The sequence below is a fragment of the Micromonospora tarensis genome, from assembly GCF_016803395.1.
Taxonomy (GTDB): domain Bacteria; phylum Actinomycetota; class Actinomycetes; order Mycobacteriales; family Micromonosporaceae; genus Micromonospora; species Micromonospora tarensis.
On the sequence record NZ_JAEVHL010000138.1, the window covers coordinates 1 to 16,975 of the forward strand.

Here is a 16,975-nt window from a genome sequence, read left to right on the forward strand (position 1 = left end):
CGACCAGGCGGTCCCGTCGGCGGCCGCCGCGAACGGCTTGCACCGTCCGTCCGCCGACAGCCCGCCCTGGCGACCGAACTCCACGAACATGCCGGGCGTCGCCATCACCGCCGCGCCGCCGGCCAGAGCCATCGCGCACTCGCCGCGCCGTAGTGACTCCACCGCCAGGTGCAGCGCCACCAGCGACGACGAGCAGGCGGTGTCCACGGTCAGCGCGGGGCCGTGCAGGCCGAGCGCGTACGCCACCCGGCCGGACGCCACGCTGGGCGTGGTGCCGGTCAGCCGGTGCCCCTCGGTGCCCTCGGCCGGCTCGTCCAGCCCCGGGCCGTAGCCGAGCGGGCTCACCCCGAAGAACACCCCGGCGTCGCTGTCCGGGCGCATCCCGGCGCGTTCGAACACCTCCCAGGACAGTTCGAGGAGCAGGCGTTGCTGCGGGTCCATCGCGACGGCTTCGCGCGGGCTGATCCCGAACAGTTCCGCGTCGAACCCCGCCGCGTCGGAGAGGAAACCGCCCCGGCCCTCGCCCTGCCACCCCCGGTCGGTGGGGAAGTTCCCGATGGCGTCGACGCCGTCGGCGACCAGTCGCCACAGCTCGTCGGGGGCACTGACCCCACCCGGGTAGCGGCACGCCATCGCGACGATCGCGATCGGCTCGCCGGGGTCGGCGGCGGGCGGCAACCCGCCCACCGCCGGGGTGGCGGCGGGCGGCGGGGCACTCGCCGTCGGTGTGCTGGCCCGCAGATGGTGGGCGAGCCGTTCCGGCGTGGGGTGGTCGAACAAGTCGGCGCTGGTGACTGTGACCCCGGTCGCCGTAGTCAGCCGGGCCGCCAGCTCGACCAGCATCAGCGAGCCGAGACCGAGGTCGTGGAAGGACTCGCGGGCGGCCGGTTCCGCCACGCCCAGGGCGGCGATCTCGGCCCGGACGAGGTCCAGCGGGTCGCCCTCGAATCGCGGCTCGGGTGCGGGGGCGCCGGTGGCGACGGGCTTCTCGCCGAGCCAGTACCGCTGCCGCTGGAAGGCGTAGGTGGGCAGGGGAATCCGCCGGGGCCGGTACGGGCGGAAGTATGCGGCCCAGTCGACGTCCTGCCCGGCGCAGTGCAGGGTGGCGAGCGCGGTGGCGACCGCCCTGCTGTCGTCCAGGTCGCGCCGCAGCAGGGAAACGGCTGTCGCGTCCCGCCCGGCGAGGCACTCCCGGGCCATCGCGCTGAGGACCCCGTCCGGACCGAGTTCCAGCAGGTGGGTGATCCCCGCGTCGGCCAGGGTGGCGACGCCGTCGGCGAAGCGTACGGTGTCGCGGGCCTGCCGCACCCAGTGGTCGGCGGTGAACGCGGAAACCACCGTGCCGGTGACGTTGGAGACGACCGCAACGGCCGGCGGCGCGTACGACAGCCCCCGCGCCACAGCGGCGAACCGGTCCAGCATCGGCTCCAGCAGCGGGGAGTGGAACGCGTGACTGACCGGCAGGTCCCGGGTCCGGCGTCCCCGCTGCCGTAGCCGTGCCGCGACGCGGGCCACGGCCGCCTGGTCACCGGAGACGACGACCGCGTCGGGCCCGTTGACGGCGGCGACCGCCACCCGGCCGTCCTCCGCGTCGAGGAGGGACCTGACCTCCTCCTCGGTGGCCCGTACGGCGGTCATGACGCCGCCGGTGGGCAGCTCCCCCATCAGCCGGCCGCGCGCCTCGACGAGCGTGCAGGCGTCGTCGAGGGTGAGCACGCCGGCGACGTGGGCGGCGGCGATCTCGCCGACCGAGTGGCCGAGCAGCCGGTCCGGCCGCAACCCCCACGACTCGACGAGGCGGTACAGCGCCACCTCGACGGCGAACAGGGCCGGCTGGGTGATCTCGGTGCGGTCCAGCCGGGACGCCCGGGTGGCGGCGAAGATCTCGTCGCGCAGCGAGGTGCCGGTGAGCGCGTCGAACCGGGCGGCGACGTCGTCGAGCGCGGCCGCGTACACCGGGAAGGCGTGGTACAGGCCGGCGGTCATGCCCGGTCGCTGCGCGCCCTGCCCGGTGAAGAGGAACGCGAGGCCGCCTGCGGACGCCGTGCCGCGCAGCACTCCCGGTGCCGTCCGGCCGTCGGCCACCGCGGTGAGCCCGGCGGTCAGGGCGGCCCGGTCGGGTCCGACGACCGCGGCCCGGTCCGGGAAGGCCGTCCGGGTCACGGCGAGGCCGTGACCCACGTCGGCGAGCGTCGCCCGCGGGCCCGGTCCAGCCAGGACAGCAGGGCGCGCGCCTGGTCGCGCAGGGCTTCGGGGGTACGGGCGGAGAGCAGCCACGGCGCGACGCTCATCGGGGGCGCGGCGTCGTCCGGCTCGGCCGTCGACGGACCGGGCCGACCACCACGTGACAGTTGGTGCCGCCGATGCCGAACGAGCTGACGCCGGCCACGAACGGTCGCTGCCAGCCGAGACGCTCGGTGAGCACCCGCAGGTTCCGGGCGGCCAGCGGAACGTCAGGTCGTTCGGCGGTGAAGTTGAGGCTGGGTGGCAGCTCGCCGTGCCGCATCGCGAGCACCACCTTGAGCAGGCCGGCGATCCCGGCGGCGGCCTCCAGGTGCCCGACGTTCGTCTTGACCGAGCCGACCAGCAGCGGCGATCCGGCAGGTCGGCCGGAAACGACCGCGCCCAGCGCGGCCGCCTCGACCGGATCGCCACGGCGGGTGCCGGTGCCGTGCAGCTCGACGTAGGTCAGCTCGGCCGGCTCGACGCCGGCGTGGGCGCAGGCGAGCCGGATGACCTCCTCCTGGGCGCGCGCCTCCGGCACGGTGAGGCCGGGCCCGCTGCCGTCGTTGTTCACCGCGCTGCCCCGGATGACGGCGCTGACCACGTCGCCGTCCGCCAACGCGGCGGCGAGCGGCTTGAGGACCACTATCGCGCCGCCCTCGGCCCGAACGAAGCCGTTGGCCTCGGCGTCGAAGGCCCGCGAGTTGCCGCCCGGCGACAGTGCCCCGGTGCGGGCCACCAGGAGCGCGTTCTCCACGGTCAGGGTGAGGTTGACACCACCGGCCAGGGCGACGGACGACTCACCCCGGCGCAGGCTCTCGCAGGCGAGGTGGACGGCGACCAGCGACGACGACTGTCCGGTGTCGACGACCAGGCTGGGCCCGCGCAGCCCCAGGGCGTACGAGATCCGATTGGCGATCATGGTGCGCTGCTGGCCGGTGAACGAGTGCGCGGTGATCCCGTCCCGGCCCTGACGGTCGAGCAGCAGCGCGTAGTCGTTGCCGGTCGCGCCGAGGAAAACCCCGGCGTGCCCGCCGTCGAGACGGGTGGGCACCAGGCCGGCGTCCTCCAACGCCTCCCAGCCCAGTTCGAGGGCGAGCCGCTGCTGCGGGTCCATCGCGGCGGCCTCGTGCGCCGAGATGCCGAAGAACGCGGGCTCGAACTGGTCGACCTGGTCCAGGAAGCCGCCGAAGCCGACTCCCCAGCCGTCCTCGGTCCAGCGGTCGGCCGGGGTGCGGCCGACGGCGCTCCGGCCGGCGCTGAGCAGACGCCACAGGGAATCGGGATCGGAAGCCTGCGGCAATCGGCAGGACGCCCCGATCACGGCGATTTCCATGGCGGATTTCATGACGCGCGCTCAACTCTCTCAACTCCGGTGGTCGCGCCGATATCAACCATCCTCGGCGGACCTGGGAACGCATTGTCGCTAATGGTTCACGACAGTGAGAACCGGAGTTCGAAAACTTACTTGTGCCAAGCGCCCCGCGTCAATGCTGCTATCTGCTTACCCGACGTGCCGCGCACCCCTCAACAGCACATTGAAAAACTCTATTCGGGGCCCCTGGACGCGGTCACCTGCGCCAACACGCGCAGCACGCCGAGTGCGCCGTCCTCCTGCGCCAGCCGGCTGGCCACCTCGCTCGCACGCCGCCGGTAGTTCGGGTTGCCGGTGGCCTCGGTGAGCGCCGCGGCGAGCCGGGCCGCGTTGAGCTTCCGGAACGGGATCGCCTCCGGCGCGACACCCAGCCGTTCGAGCCGCTGCGCCCAGAACGGCTGGTCCACCATGAACGGCACCGGCACGGTGGGCACCCCGGCCCGCAGGCCGGCGCCGGCGGTGCCCGCACCGGCGTGGTGAACCACGGCGGCCAGCTGCGGAAACAGCCAGTCGTGCGGCACCTCGGACACGGTGAACACGTCGTCGCCGGCCGCCCGCAGACCAGCCCAGCCACTGTTCACGACCGCCCGCAGGCGGCTGGCACGCAGCGCGTCGACGATCATCGCGGAGAGCGCGTCGGAGTCCTCGGCGGGCATGCTGCCGAACCCGATGTAGACCGGCGGCGGGCCGGCCGCGATGAAGTCGACCAACTCGGAGTCGGGCTTGGCGTCCGGGTCGGGCGCCGGCCACCAGTAGCCCACTGTGTGGTTCCACTCCGGCCAGTCGGCGGGCTGCGGCACCACCACCGGGCTGTAGCCGTAACAGATCGGCCAGCGCGCCGCGTCGAGCTGGGCCAGCCAGGCGTCCGGCTTGAGCACCGGCAGGTCCAGTTCGGTGCGCAGTTGGTCGACGACCGCACGGAACGGCTTCTGCCCCACGCTGCGCAGCGACGCCGCCGCCTTACGGTTGCCCCATCCGCCCAGCGAACGGGTGGTGACCGTCGGCGGTGGGAACTCCCGGGTCGGGGTCAGCGGTTGCAGGTAGACGCCCATGCTCGGCAGCCGCAGCCCCTCGGCCACGTGACCGCCGATCCAGCCGGCCGGCGAGAGGAGCACGACGTCCGCCTGCCGGGCCGCCGCGAGCATCGCGTCGGCCATCGGGCGGGCGTGCTCGGCCACCACCTTGTTGATCGCGAGCGTCACCTGCAACGGGCTGCTGGTGCCGCTGGCCACCAGCCGCGAGGTCATCTCCTCCTGGGTGTCCAGCGGCAGCGGGTGGAAGCCCAGCCCTCGACTGCGCACCAGCTTCTCGAAGAGGGCATGCGTGGCGAGGGTGACCTCGTGGCCCTCCTGCCGCAGACGCACGCCCAGCCCGGTGTAGGGGGCGACGTCGCCGCGACTGCCGACCGCCATGATCACGATACGCATCGAGGATCCTCCGTTACTCATCGGCAGGCCAGAAAGAAAGCACAACGGGGAATTGCCGCCCGCACCCACCATAGGAAAAGGCTGCCCACCGCCGGGGCCACGTGAATGGGCCTCCAGCGTCTCACACAAAGCCGCCGAGTCGACGGCTGGGGCACCGGTTCTTTCACCGTCGTTGGTCACTCTTGAGGGCTGCGTCAAAACCAGTCAGCGGCACGGGCCGCACGCGATTCCGGGCAACGTATTTCGGGAAAGGCCGCGCTCGTGGTCGGCTGGGCCGACCCCGAGGGCAACGAGTGCTGCGCGGCACGTCCACGCTGGGCCGCACAGCACGGGCCCGACGTCGGCGCGGCACCGGTGGTCTACCTGTCGGCACGCCGCCTGATCGCCCCCGGCTGAGCAGCACCGGGGTTACCAGCACGCCGATCAGGCCGAGCACGCACAGCGCCAGCGTGCCCCCCGGGGGGATGTCGAGCACCGGGGCCGAGCCGGCACCCAGATGCAGCAGCACGAGGCTGGCCGCGGTAACGCCGAGCGGGACCAGCGCCAGCCGCCTCGCCACGGCCAGCACCCGCGGCGCGGGTGCCGGCGCCGGGGCCGACGGCCGAGGTTCGCCCTCCAGCCGGTGCAGCAGCCGGCCGACCCGCCAGGGCAGGGTGGCCAGCACGCCGAACGCGCTGGCGACGTCGTCGAGCAGCGGCCTGGGCCCGGAGGACCAGGCGTGCACTCGTTCCCGGAACTCGCTCGCCACCAGCCGGTTGCACTCAGCGATCATGTTGAATCGCGGCTCCAGGCGGGCGATGGTGCCCTGCACGGTGGTCAGGCAGCGGACGACCGCCGCCACCGGCGGCGGCACGGCGAGACCGAACCGGGTGATCAGCCGGAACAGCTCGGAGATCAGCTGCATGTCGGGCATCGCGCCCGGCACGATGTAGCGGTCGATGAAGTCCCGCAGCGCCTGCCGGAGTGACAGCTCGTCCAGGTTCTCCGGCGCGATGGTGAGCTTCAGCAGGGACTTGGCCACAGTGGTCGCATCGCCGACGTTCACCGCCGCGAACAGCGTGCGGATGGCCGCTCGGTCTCGCGCGTCGAGCCGACCGACGATGCCGAAGTCGATCAGACCCAGCCGGCCGTCGTGCATGAGGATGATGTTGCCGGGGTGGGGATCGGCGTGGAACACGCCCCCGGTGACGATCTGCCGGAGCACGCAGCGGAACAGCGTCCGCGCCAACTCCATGCGATCGTGTCCCCCGCCGTCGATGACGGCGCAGTCGGCGGTGAGCGGAATCCCCTCGAAGCGTTCCATCACGATGACGCGGCGGGTCTGCATCGACTCGTAGACGTGTGGCACGACGGTGCCGGGCGTCAGCCTGCTGCGCTGCTCGGCGCGGACCACCGCCATGTTGTTCACCTCGATCCGGAAGTCCAGTTCCTCGCTGGTGGCGGTGGCGAATCCGGCCGCGAGACGGCGGACGCCGAGGCGACGAGCCCGGGCCGAGCAGAGGTGCGCGATCCGGGCCAGCCGGAACAGCACCCGCAGATCGGCCCGCAGGATCGGCTCGATGCCGGGGCGTTGGACCTTCACCACCACATCGGCGCCGGACCGCAACCGGGCCCGGTGCACCTGGGCCACCGAGGCCGCCGCCAGCGGCTCCGGGTCGATCTCGGCGAAGACGGCTTCCGGCGAGTCGCCCAGCTCCTCGATCAGCACCTGGCGGATCTGGGGCCAGGGCGTGGGCGGCACGTTGTCCTGCAGGCGCGCCAGTTCCCGCACCAGTTCAGCCGGCAGGAGGTCCGCGCGGGTGGAGAGCGCCTGGCCCAGCTTCACGCAGGTCACCCCGCCGCGTTCGATCGCCGCACGGAGCGCGCGCGCCTGCCTTTCCCGATCCGCCGCGTGCAGGTACGTGTCACGCCGGCGGGCCAACAGGTAGCGGATAACAGCGATCACGGTACGCAGGAGGCGGTGCCGCAGCACCGGCCCGGGAGTCTCGGGCGCGGCGAGGTCCCTCGGCGGACCTGGCATGAGCCGCGCCACCGCCACGGTGACCAGCAGCACGAGACCGCACGCGACAACCTGCGCCGGCCACTCGGGCAGCACGGCGACCGTCAGTGCCGCCGCCGCTGTTCCGACGCCCGCCACGACCGCGGGACGCCAGGCGCCCGGCGGCAGCGGCCGGCCGTACCGCTTCGGCGCGCCGCACAGCGCCAAGCCCCCGACCACCGTCAGCAGCCCGCCGATCGACAGCAGCTCGGAAGTCATCGGATCCCCGATTCCGCCTTCGGCTGGGACAGGTCCGACGTTAGGTCCCGCTCCGGCTTCTGGGAACAACATATTGAAGTTTCTAAGTTGGTTGGATGATGTCAGCCGCAGCCACCAGCGTGTCCGGCATCGGCGGTCGCGGCGACCGGAAGCCCAGCTACCGGGGCATCGACCGATGCCGGTTGGGTCGCCGCGCGGAGCAGCTGGGCGAAGGCCGGCAGCCGCTCGACGCCCCAGAACTTGTGCCGCCCCGAGATGAAGAACGGCACCCCGAACACGCCGTCGCGGGCGCTCGCGGCCAGTGCCGCCACGCCGTCGGCGCGGCTCTCCGGGTCGTCCAGCGCGGTGGCCACCAGCGTCGGCTCGAGACCGACCCCCACCGCCAGCTCAGACACCACGTCGACGTCCGAGATGTCGACGCCGCGCTCCCACCGGGCCGCGTACACCGCGTCGGCGAACGGCCGCGCCAGCCCGTGTGCGCGGGCCGCCAGGAAGGCCAGGTGCGCGACCTCCCAGTGCGGCGCGCGATCGACCGGCCACACCATGGCGAGTCCGCGCTCCTCGGCCAGACGCCGGGTGTCCTGCAGGATGTAGAAGTGCTTGTCGCGTGACATGGGCGTGTACGGGAAGGTCAACCCGGCCGCCTCGAGCAGCTGCCCGGACCGTTCGTCGGGTTCCCAGAAGGGGATCCACTCGATGGCATCGGCGATGTCGGGGTAGCGCAGCATCAGGTCCCGGTAGGCGAACCAGGAGTACGGGCTGCGGAACGAGAAATACCAGCGAGGTGGCCGTCGCGCCATGTCCCCTCCTTCAGATGGTGATGCCGCCGTCGATCTGGATGACGGAACCGGTGATGTACGCCGCGCTCGGCGACGCAAGGTAGGCGACCAGGTCAGCGACCTCGTCGGGACGTCCCTGACGACCCAGCGGGATCGCGGCGAAGGCCTTCTCCCGGGCCTTGCCGGTGAGCGCGGCGGTCATGTCGGTCTCGACGAAACCGGGTGCCACCACGTTCACCCGGACGCCGTACCGGCCGACCTCCTTGGCCAGGGCGCGGGAGAACCCGATGATGCCGGCCTTGGACGCCGAGTAGTTGGTCTGCGTGGCGTTGCCGTGCACGCCCGCGACGGAGGAGATGTTGATCAGGCAACCCGAGCGACGCTTCAGCATCGAGAAGACCACGGTTCGGCAGACGTGGAAGACGCCGTCCAGGTTGGTGGCGATCACCTCGGACCACTGGTCGTCGGTCATCATGGCCAACGCACCGTCACGGGTGATACCGGCCGAGGTCACCACGACGTCGATCGGACCCAACTCGGACTCGGTGGCCTTGACAAGGGCACGGACCTCAGCGCTGTCGGCGACGTCGGCGCGGATCGCGACGACCCGGCCACCGGCCCCGCCAGCCTCCTTGGTCACCGCTTCGGCCGCCGCGGCGTCCGAGCGGTAGCAGAAGGCGACGTCGTATCCGGCCTGCGCCAACCGGAGGACCACGGCCCGCCCGATCCCTCGGGAGCCGCCCGTCACCAGGGCCACGCCTGTCGGTTCTGTCGACATCAGTTCACACTCCTTCGCCGTTCGGTGTGGTTGGGCCGTCCCCGGCCAGGTCCGCCTCCGGACGGAAGGCCATCATCATCGACCCGACCCGCATCCGGGCCGTGCCGTTGACCCGGCTCTCCCCGGTGAAGAAGAGCGCGTCGGGGAACCGGCGCTCCACCCGGACGTGATGTTCCAGCAGTTCACCGGGGTAGACGGGGGCGAGGAAGGCGACGTCGGTGGCACCGCCGAAGAGCATCACGCCACCCGGCCCGGCGGCCTCGGCGGGTCCGGCCAGGGCCAGCACGCCGGCGGCCTGCGCCCATGACTCCATCACCAGCACCGCCGGGTAGTCGGGCAGGGTGGCGGCCGAGCCGGCGTACCAGGGCTCGTTGCCGGTCACCGCCTTCACCGCGACGATGGATTCGCCGGGGACCAACCCGAGCACCTGGTCGATCAACAGGATCGGAAACCGGTGCGGCAGCAGGGTGCGTACCTCGTCGAGGTTCACTGTCGTCCCTCCCGACCCAGGCGCAGCCGGATCGAGGCCACGTCGCCGCGCTCCGAGCGGATCCGCACCGCCGTCCGCCAGCCCGTCTCCAGCGCCGTCCAGGTGAGCACGAGCGACAACCGGTCGCCCGGCCGGACCGGACCGCCGAACCGGCTCGACTCGACCGCCTCCAGGTACAGCGTGCCCGGGCCGTCCGGAGCGGTGACCTCGGCGCTGAGCCGGGCGCACTCGATCAGGCAGACCCCGGGAAAGATCGGGAAATCCGGGTAGTGCCCGGCGAACACCGGCTCGGTCGGACTGATCTCCATGACCGTGCCGGTACGGACGCGCCCGCCGGCGGCGGCCAGCGGCTCACCCACCTGTACGGTGCTCCGCACCGGGCTCGGCAGGCGTGTTTCGGGGGCCTCGGGGGCCTCGGTGGTCAGCATGTCTCGTCGGTCTCCTCAGTCATGGCCCGCGCCGCTCAGGGCAGGCGCAGCAGGGCGCAGCCGACGAGTCCACTGCGGTCGTTCGCGGTGACCAGCACCACGCGCCCCGCGGGACCGTCGTCGGCGAGGCTGAGCACCGCCAGGATCTGGAACGTCGCGGCCGCGGCCGCCGCGTCGCCGAGCAGGCCGGCACAGTCGATCCGCCGCACCCGGTCGTCGGGCAGGAGCGAGTCGAGCAACCCACGCTCCGCGTCACCCCCGCCGGGGGCCACCGCCCAGACGTCGGCGAGGTCCAGGCCCGCTCGCCGCAACGCGCGCCGCACGCACGACTCGAGGGATTGCCGGTAGTCACTGTCGGGCGCGGTGCCGAACTCGACCGCCAGCACCTCGGCCAGCGACCCGGCAGCCGCCGCGGTGGACGTGAGCAGCAGCACGCCGCATCCCTCACCGAGAACCGTCGCGGTCTCGTCGTCGCCCCGGCCGTGGTGGTCGAGCCACGAGCGGGCCGGTGAGTATTCCTCCACCGCGCCGCTGAGCACCGCGTCCGCTCGGCCCGCCCGCAGCAGCCGGCGGGCGTAGTTCAGGGCGAAGAGCCCGGCGACCCGTCCGCCGGCCACCGTCGCGTTGGGCCCCTTGAGCCCGTGCCAGATCGCGCACTGACCCGAGGCGCAGTTCATCACCGCGTTCGGGAAGCGGGCGGCGTCGACGAAGTACGGCTTGGCCTGGGTGAAGGAGTCCCTGCTGAAGTCCATCAGGCTCTGCGCGCTGCCGGTGGTCGTGCCCAGCACCAGACCGGTCCCGGCGGGCGGTGGAGCGGCGTCGCCCGCCTCGGCGAGCAACTCGCCCACGGTGGCCACCGCGAGCGCGCTGACCCGGTCCATCGATCGGGTGCCCTTCTTGCCGAGCACCTCGCGGATGTCGAAATCCGGCACCAGGCAGGCAGTCTCGTCCGGCACCTGCCACTGGGCGGGGTCCAACGGCTGGGCGCTCGGGCGGCCCGAACGCAGGCCGGCGGCGAAGGCGGCGCGGCCGATCCCGTACGGGGAAACGGCGGACCACGCCGAGATGACCGGGTTTACCGTCGACATCAACGATGTCTCCTCTCGGGCCATCCCCGGTCCGGCCCTGGTCCACGGCTCGGCAGCAGAACCCGACGCCCGGTCATCGACGGGCACCGTCGCGCAGCGCCTGGTGGACCCGGCCGTCGAACGGCACCAAACCCCAGTCGGTACGGTTCTCGATCTTCGCGTAGCCGTGGGTGACGGTGCCGTTCGCGGTCTGCACCAGCCGGCCGTCCCGCACGACGTAGCACTCCACGGACGCGGTGTAGGTGAAGTCCTTGAAGATGTCCGTCACGTTGAACACCACGTGGAGGTCCTCCTCCATGAGTGCCTCGTCGGTGATGCGGATGTGCGAACGGGTGCACGCCGGGATCCAGTCGCGGGTGGTGAGCATCTCGCGGATGGACAGGCCGCGGGCCGCGAGGAACCGGTCGACCACGTCCTCCATCACCCGCAGGTAGCCGGACATCTGCAACCGCTCGGTGTAGTGGCAGACGTAGTACGGGATCCGCCAGGTGTGCGCGTAGGCGTTGCGCCCCTCGGTGAGCTGCCGCAGTACGTCGGCTTCGGCCGGCACCGAGGTTCGGCTCACGGCTCCCCCGAGCTGGGCGACCACGAACGGTTGCAGCGCCTCCGGGACCGATGCGGTCGGCGCGGCGTTCTCGTCGCGGCGCAGCACCACCCCGACCCGCGAGGAGGCGACCTTCGCCGGCCCGTCCGCCCGCGACGCGAACAGCTTGACCCGCACTGTGAGCTCGCCGTCGGCGGCACCACCGACCGGCTGCACCTCGAAGTCGACAACGTCGTCGATGTGCAGTGCCCCGATGATCCGGGTGTCCAGATCGACGATCTCGAAGCCCACGCCGCTGTCGGCGTACAGGGCGCCGGCCGGCGTTCCGGCCGAGCGGAGGTGCTCGAGCACCGCCTCCTCGACCAGGTAGTTGATGTGCTTGAAGCCGATCCAGGTGCCGATGTTCGTGCCCTCGAAGCGGGGGCGGAGCTTTCCGGCGCCGGGGGCGAGAACCGGGCTCACCGGTGCCGGGACAGTGGCTGTGCTCATACGGTCTTCTCCTCGAATAGGGCCGGGCTGCGGGGGCGCAGGGTGGTGCAGAAGGTCGCCACCGCGGCGGCGAAGGCGTCCGGCCGCTCGACCATGGCGAAGTGACCACCGTCGGGGAAGGTGTGCAGCCGGGCGTCGGGCAGCGCCCCGGCCAGCGCGATGCTCTCCGCCGCCGGTGGACAGAAGTCGTCCGCTCCGGCCAGCACCAGGCACGGCATGTCGACCAGCTCGGTGCGGAGCCACGGGGTGGCCAGATAGGTTTGCAGGAAGCGTGCCCAGCCGTATGGTCCGACGATGTCGCACACCCGGGCCACCACGTCGTCCAACCGCTGCGGAGCGAGTCGACCCGCACTGTGCACCGCGACGCCGGCTTCGATCACGCGCCGGAACGTCTGCGGAAAGCGTTCCAGATCCGGCCAGCCGAAGGCGTCCGGGGAGGGCCGGTAGAACGGCGAGACGAGCACCGCGCCAGCCGGCGCACCGGTCGGCCGCACCGGAACGGTCAGCCACTCGAGCAGCAGGTTGGCGGCGAAGGAGTGCGCCACCACGACATCGGGGGTGCCGGGCACGCCGGCGGTCGCCTCGGCGAGGTACCCGGTCAGGTCGGCGCCGTGCCGCCACTCGCCCGGGAAGTCCAACCGCCAGGGCAGGTCCGCCGACCAGAGCTCGGCATGCGGGTCGGGCCAACGGGCGATGGCGGCGTTCCAGACCTCGTCGCTGTTGCCCAGACCGTGCAGGAACAGGATCCGTCGGTGAACGACGTGGGCGGCACGGCGACGGGTGACCACGACCGGTGCGGTCCGGTCCGGCCTCGGGCCGCTCATCGGGCTACTCCCGGCGGCGCCGTGAACACGTGGCCGGCGGCCGAGTCCCGGCCGCCGCCGGTGACCGCGTAGACCGGCCCGGCGCCACCGCCGTCGAACCAGCCGATCGCCGCCGCGCACTGCAGCACACCCAACGCGCCGGACGACGCCCCCCAGACCTGCGCCAGGTCCACTCGGGTGGCCCCTGGAAAGAGTCCGTCGAGGACGTCGGCGGTCACGGCTTCGGGCGGGTACCAGCGGGCCGGCGCACCGTGGGCGGCGAGCACCGCGACGCAGTCGGCGAGCGTCCCGCCGCGACACGCGGTGCCGAGGGTCAGGCGGGGCACCGCGCCCCGGGCGGCCGCCGTCCCGGCGTCCTCGAGCACGACGCCGACCGCGCCGTCGAGCATGCGCGGCGTGTCGGTGAACTCGCGGACCGTCTCGTTGTCCGGTTCGGTCCCGAGGACCAGCACCTGCCGGCACCGGCCGGCGGTGATCAGCCGCCGGCCCCACGACAGGGCGTCCAGGCCGGACGTCGCGCCGCTGCACAGCATCAGGTTCGCGCCGGCCAGCCCGAACCGGATGGCGAGCGACGAGGCGATCACGTTGCTCGACGCGTTCGGCAGGTCCATCGGACTGGCGGCGAGTGTCCCCTCCGCGCCGATCGTGCCGGTCACCCGACAGACCGTGTCGAGGTTGCCGAAGTTGGAGCTGACCACGATGCCGATCTCGGCGCGGACCGGCGCCTCGGCCGCCGGAGCATAGAGCCCGGCATCGTTCAGCGCCTCCTCGGCGGCACAGAACGCCAACTGCGTCGCCCGGTCCTTGTAGCGCAGCCCACGACGATTGATCCGGGACCGTGGATCGACCGGCTCGAGGCTGCCGGCCTCGGTCCGCCCCAGATCCGCGAGTCGGCCGCCGCCGGGCAGTACGACGCCGACGCCGGTGACCAGTACCGTCATCGCGCACGTTCCACGATCGCGACCGCGTTGATGCCGCCGAAGCCGAAGGCGTTGATCTGCGCGGTGGACAGGCTCGGTCCCTCGACGAGTTCGGTGACGATGCGCAGCGGCGCGGCCTCGGGCACCGGATTCTCCAGGCCGAGCGTCGGTGGGACCGCGCCGGTGTGCAGCGACCGCAGCGCGACGATCAGGCCGAGCAGGCCGGAGGCGCCGGAGGTGTGGCCGGTCATCGACTTGATCGCCGTCATCAGCGGCCGTCCGGCCCGGTCGCCGAACACCTCGGTCAACGCGGTCGCCTCCGCCTCGTCGTTGAGCATCGTGCCGGTGCCGTGCAGCATCACGAGATCGGTCTCCGTCGGGCTCCGGTCGGCCCGCTGGTAGGCCTGACGCATCGCGGCCGCCATACCGGCCGGGCTGGGCGCGGTGACGTGGTAGGCGTCGCAGTTGATTCCGACGCCACGTAACACGCCGAGCGCCGGCCGGGCGTCGGCGGAGCGCCGCAGCACCACCGCGCAGGCACCCTCACCCATCACGGCACCCAGCCGGTCGCGATCGAACGGACGCACCCGGTCCGGGGGCACCGCCGAGACCCGCTCGACGAGACCGAACATGCTCTCAGTGATCATGTCGGTTCCGGCCACCACGACGGCGTCCGCCTCGCCGGCGTCCAGCAGGTCAGCGCCGAGCGCCAGCGCGGACAACGAGGCGGCGCAGGCGTTGGCCAGAGTGTGGATCTCCGTGGCACCGAACCGCTCCCGCACCGCGGGCCCGAAGTGCAGATCGGCGGGGCCGATGTCGGCCGCGCCCCGGTGCCGCAGCTCGACCGAGCGCAGCTCGCGCAGGCCGGTGCCGACCAGCACCGGCACACCTTCGAGGTCGTCGCCGAGGCCCCCGGAGCGCGCGGCCTGTTCGATGGCGGCCAACAGCCAGCGCGTCGTCCGCAGCGGCACATCGGGGCCGCCCGGCGGCCGGTCATCCATCTCGTAGGCGTGTTCGGCCCGGTACCGGGTGCGGTCGAAGACCCGCAGATCGCCGACGCCGGACCGCCCGCCGCAGAGACTCGTGAAGATGTCGTCCACCGACCGGCCCACACTGGACACCGCGCCGGCGCCGGCGATCACCGCACTCATCGACCGTCTCCCTCGTACCGGCCGAGGATGACGACGGCATTGTTGCCACCGAACGCGAGGCCGTTGTTCTGCACCACGCGCAGGTCCGCCTCCACCGAGTGGTTCGGTACACAGTCGACCGCGCACTCCGGGTCGGTCTGGACGTGATTGATGGTCGGCGGGATGAAGCCCTGGTGCAGCGCCAGCGAACAGGCGATCGCGCCCAGCGCGCTCGCGGCGCCCATCGAGTGGCCCAGCATCGACTTGATGGAGATGGTGCGGGGTGGCTCGGCGCCGAAGACCTGCCGGACCGCGCGGGCCTCGGTGATGTCGTTGGCGCGGGTGCCGGTGCCGTGCGCGGACACCAGATCCACCTCGTGCGGCTTGACGCCGGCGTTGTCGAGAGCCAGCCGCATGGCGTTGGCGACGCTGTCCTCGTCGGGTGCGACGGGATGGTGGGCGTCGCAGTTGAGCCCGTAGCCCAACGCTTCGGCGTAGATGCGCGCCCCACGGGCCAGCGCGGACTCGAGCCGCTCCAGGACGAGGATGCCCGCGCCCTCGCCGGTGAGTATGCCCTTACGGTCTACGTCGAACGGCTGGCAGCGGTCCGGTGCGATGGTGCCGACCCGGTAGAAGCCGGCGAACGTCTTGCGACACATCGCGTCGGCGCCGCCGCACAGGGCGAGCTCCACCTCGCCGGAGCGAACGGCGTCGAAGCCGTACCCGATGGCGTAGTTGCCGGCCGCGCACGCGGTCGGGATGGTGATCGCCTCGACGTCGGTCAGGTCGAACTCCTGGGCCACCGCGGCCGCCAGGCGCCCGGTGGGGATGCGCCTGGCCCGGCGCGGGTCGAAGTCGTGCGGTCCCCGCTCGACCTCGGTCTGCACCAGGTGGTCGAGGTCGTGTGACTCGCCGTCGGTAGTGCCGACCGAGATCAGCCCGGCCTGGTCCCGCAGCTCCGACTGGGTGAGCCCAGCGTCCTGAACGGCCATCCGGGCAGCCGCGACGGCGAACTGGGTGGCGCGTCCCATCGACTCCGCCGGAAGATTGCGGATCCACTCCTCGGGCCGGAAACCGACGACCTCGCACCCGGTCGTCCGCTCGAACCCTGCGGTGTCGAAGACCGTGATCGGCCGGGCCCCGCTGCGCCCGGCGCGCATCGCCGCACCGAAGTCAGCGACGCCCAGCCCGACGCTGGACACCACGCCGAAGCCGGTCAGTACGACCCGATGCCCTTCAGGCCTGCGGCTGTCGAGTACCACTGTCCTGCTCCTCTCCGCGGAGACAGCGACGCCGGTCAGGCCGCGCGAACTTCCGCGATGACCTCGTGCACGCCGCGCAGATTCACCATGCGCGAAAGCTCGGACTGGTCGATGGTCACGCCCAGTTCCTTCTCCAGCGAGGCGAGGATTTCGATAGCGCGAAGCGAGTCGGCGCCGTGATCGTCGGCGAACAGACTCGTCTCCGTCATCTCGTCCTCTTCGATTTCCAGAATTTCGGAGATGATGGACTTGATCTTTGCGGCGCTTTCCGCGGTGACGACGGCCATAATACCTGGACCCCTTTTGTCGAACGAACACCGACGATTGCGTCACGACAGTAGCGAGAACGACACACACCAACAATGACGGATACAGAAAGTCTAATTCGGTGAGGTCCGCCGCAGCCCCGCGAGCACGTCAGCGCGCCCTGCCCGGGCCGGCACGACGGCGACGGACGAGGGTTGTCACCGGCCGGTCGGCCTTGTCACGGCGCCGAACGGACAGCGGACCGGGCACTGACACCGCCGGCGGGGGCGTGCGCCAGCTCGACTGGCCGGGCGGCCGGTGCGCGGCCCCACGCCAGCGCTGTCGAGTAACAATATCCGCGCGGACGGCGGCAGGTTTCGTCCGATCGGTGACTGCCGCTGCCACCAAATCTTCCAAGTGCCGCTCGCGCATTCATTCATCCCCGGTGGCGGCCGACAAAGTCGCGGGCGCCTTTTCCCTCGCCGCGCCGGCATTTCCCTGTCGAGGTGCAGTTTCAGAATGCCGCTGCGCCGGCTGCCGGGGCGCGCTGTGGCCGGTCCCGCGCCGTACCCGGGACGCCGTTTCGGCCAGGCCGATTCGGCCCGGCCCGCCCGCCGAGCCCGCCGACCAGCCACCGCGGAGCGGGGCACGTCTCGACGTCACCCAGCTCGACGGGGGGCGGTCCGCGAGCGCGGCGAGACCGCCGGACCCGGCG

16 protein-coding genes are annotated in these 16,975 nt (G+C 72.2%); all 16 read right to left on the bottom strand.

Translation table 11 applies throughout. The features are described from left to right. Window positions 1-2,163: beta-ketoacyl synthase N-terminal-like domain-containing protein (locus JM949_RS38845; RefSeq protein ID WP_203150411.1), on the bottom strand; the 2,163-nt coding region annotated here is incomplete at its 3' end. Then, the gene (locus tag JM949_RS38640) at window positions 2,160-2,291 is read right to left on the bottom strand and encodes a hypothetical protein (RefSeq protein WP_255545650.1); all 132 of its coding nucleotides are present in this window, start codon (window positions 2,289-2,291) and stop codon (window positions 2,160-2,162) included. The genes JM949_RS38845 and JM949_RS38640, both read right to left, overlap by 4 nt. Next, window positions 2,288-3,559: a beta-ketoacyl [acyl carrier protein] synthase domain-containing protein gene (locus JM949_RS22970; RefSeq protein ID WP_203150412.1), complete on the bottom strand. Its 1,272-nt coding sequence runs from the start codon at window positions 3,557-3,559 to the stop codon at window positions 2,288-2,290. Before JM949_RS22970 ends, JM949_RS38640 begins: the two co-directional genes overlap by 4 nt. 212 nt (window positions 3,560-3,771) lie before the next feature. Further along, entirely contained in the window at window positions 3,772-5,025 is a 1,254-nt protein-coding gene (locus JM949_RS22975; RefSeq protein WP_203150413.1) for a glycosyltransferase, read from the bottom strand. 163 nt (window positions 5,026-5,188) lie between these two features. Next, window positions 5,189-7,282 carry an ABC1 kinase family protein gene (locus JM949_RS22980; RefSeq protein WP_203150414.1) on the bottom strand — a complete coding sequence of 698 codons (2,094 nt, stop codon included), beginning with the start codon at window positions 7,280-7,282 and terminating at the stop codon, window positions 5,189-5,191. A gap of 101 nt (window positions 7,283-7,383) precedes the next feature. Continuing rightward, window positions 7,384-8,082: a 2-hydroxychromene-2-carboxylate isomerase gene (locus tag JM949_RS22985; RefSeq protein ID WP_203150415.1), complete on the bottom strand. Its 699-nt coding sequence runs from the start codon at window positions 8,080-8,082 to the stop codon at window positions 7,384-7,386. Between the two features lie 10 nt (window positions 8,083-8,092). Further along, a complete protein-coding gene (gene fabG, locus JM949_RS22990; RefSeq protein WP_203150416.1) occupies window positions 8,093-8,839 on the bottom strand; it encodes a 3-oxoacyl-[acyl-carrier-protein] reductase in 747 nt (248 codons plus the stop codon). Window positions 8,840-8,843: 4 nt separating this feature from the next. After that, window positions 8,844-9,329, bottom strand: coding sequence for a 3-hydroxyacyl-ACP dehydratase FabZ family protein (locus JM949_RS22995; protein WP_203150417.1), 486 nt, complete (start codon window positions 9,327-9,329; stop codon window positions 8,844-8,846). After that, window positions 9,326-9,757 (bottom strand): 3-hydroxyacyl-ACP dehydratase FabZ family protein, encoded by a 432-nt coding sequence (locus JM949_RS23000; RefSeq protein WP_203150418.1) that lies wholly within the window; start codon window positions 9,755-9,757, stop codon window positions 9,326-9,328. The genes JM949_RS22995 and JM949_RS23000 overlap by 4 nt, the downstream gene beginning before the upstream one ends. Window positions 9,758-9,792: 35 nt before the next feature. After that, window positions 9,793-10,845 (bottom strand): beta-ketoacyl synthase N-terminal-like domain-containing protein, encoded by a 1,053-nt coding sequence (locus tag JM949_RS23005; RefSeq protein ID WP_238433713.1) that lies wholly within the window; start codon window positions 10,843-10,845, stop codon window positions 9,793-9,795. 73 nt (window positions 10,846-10,918) lie between these two features. Beyond that, window positions 10,919-11,878, bottom strand: coding sequence for a thioesterase family protein (locus tag JM949_RS23010; protein ID WP_203150420.1), 960 nt, complete (start codon window positions 11,876-11,878; stop codon window positions 10,919-10,921). Next, the gene (locus JM949_RS23015) at window positions 11,875-12,702 is read right to left on the bottom strand and encodes an alpha/beta fold hydrolase (protein WP_203150421.1); all 828 of its coding nucleotides are present in this window, start codon (window positions 12,700-12,702) and stop codon (window positions 11,875-11,877) included. Before JM949_RS23015 ends, JM949_RS23010 begins: the two co-directional genes overlap by 4 nt. Beyond that, window positions 12,699-13,643 carry a beta-ketoacyl synthase N-terminal-like domain-containing protein gene (locus JM949_RS23020; protein WP_203150422.1) on the bottom strand — a complete coding sequence of 315 codons (945 nt, stop codon included), beginning with the start codon at window positions 13,641-13,643 and terminating at the stop codon, window positions 12,699-12,701. Before JM949_RS23020 ends, JM949_RS23015 begins: the two co-directional genes overlap by 4 nt. Beyond that, on the bottom strand, window positions 13,640-14,773 hold the full coding sequence (locus JM949_RS23025) for a beta-ketoacyl-[acyl-carrier-protein] synthase family protein (RefSeq protein ID WP_203150423.1): 1,134 nt from the start codon (window positions 14,771-14,773) through the stop codon (window positions 13,640-13,642). Before JM949_RS23025 ends, JM949_RS23020 begins: the two co-directional genes overlap by 4 nt. After that, window positions 14,770-16,014: a beta-ketoacyl-[acyl-carrier-protein] synthase family protein gene (locus JM949_RS23030; protein ID WP_309232282.1), complete on the bottom strand. Its 1,245-nt coding sequence runs from the start codon at window positions 16,012-16,014 to the stop codon at window positions 14,770-14,772. The genes JM949_RS23025 and JM949_RS23030 overlap by 4 nt, the downstream gene beginning before the upstream one ends. Before the next feature lie 35 nt (window positions 16,015-16,049). Next, window positions 16,050-16,301, bottom strand: a complete 252-nt coding sequence (locus JM949_RS23035) for an acyl carrier protein (protein ID WP_203150424.1) — start codon at window positions 16,299-16,301, stop codon at window positions 16,050-16,052. Window positions 16,302-16,975: the final 674 nt, after the last annotated feature.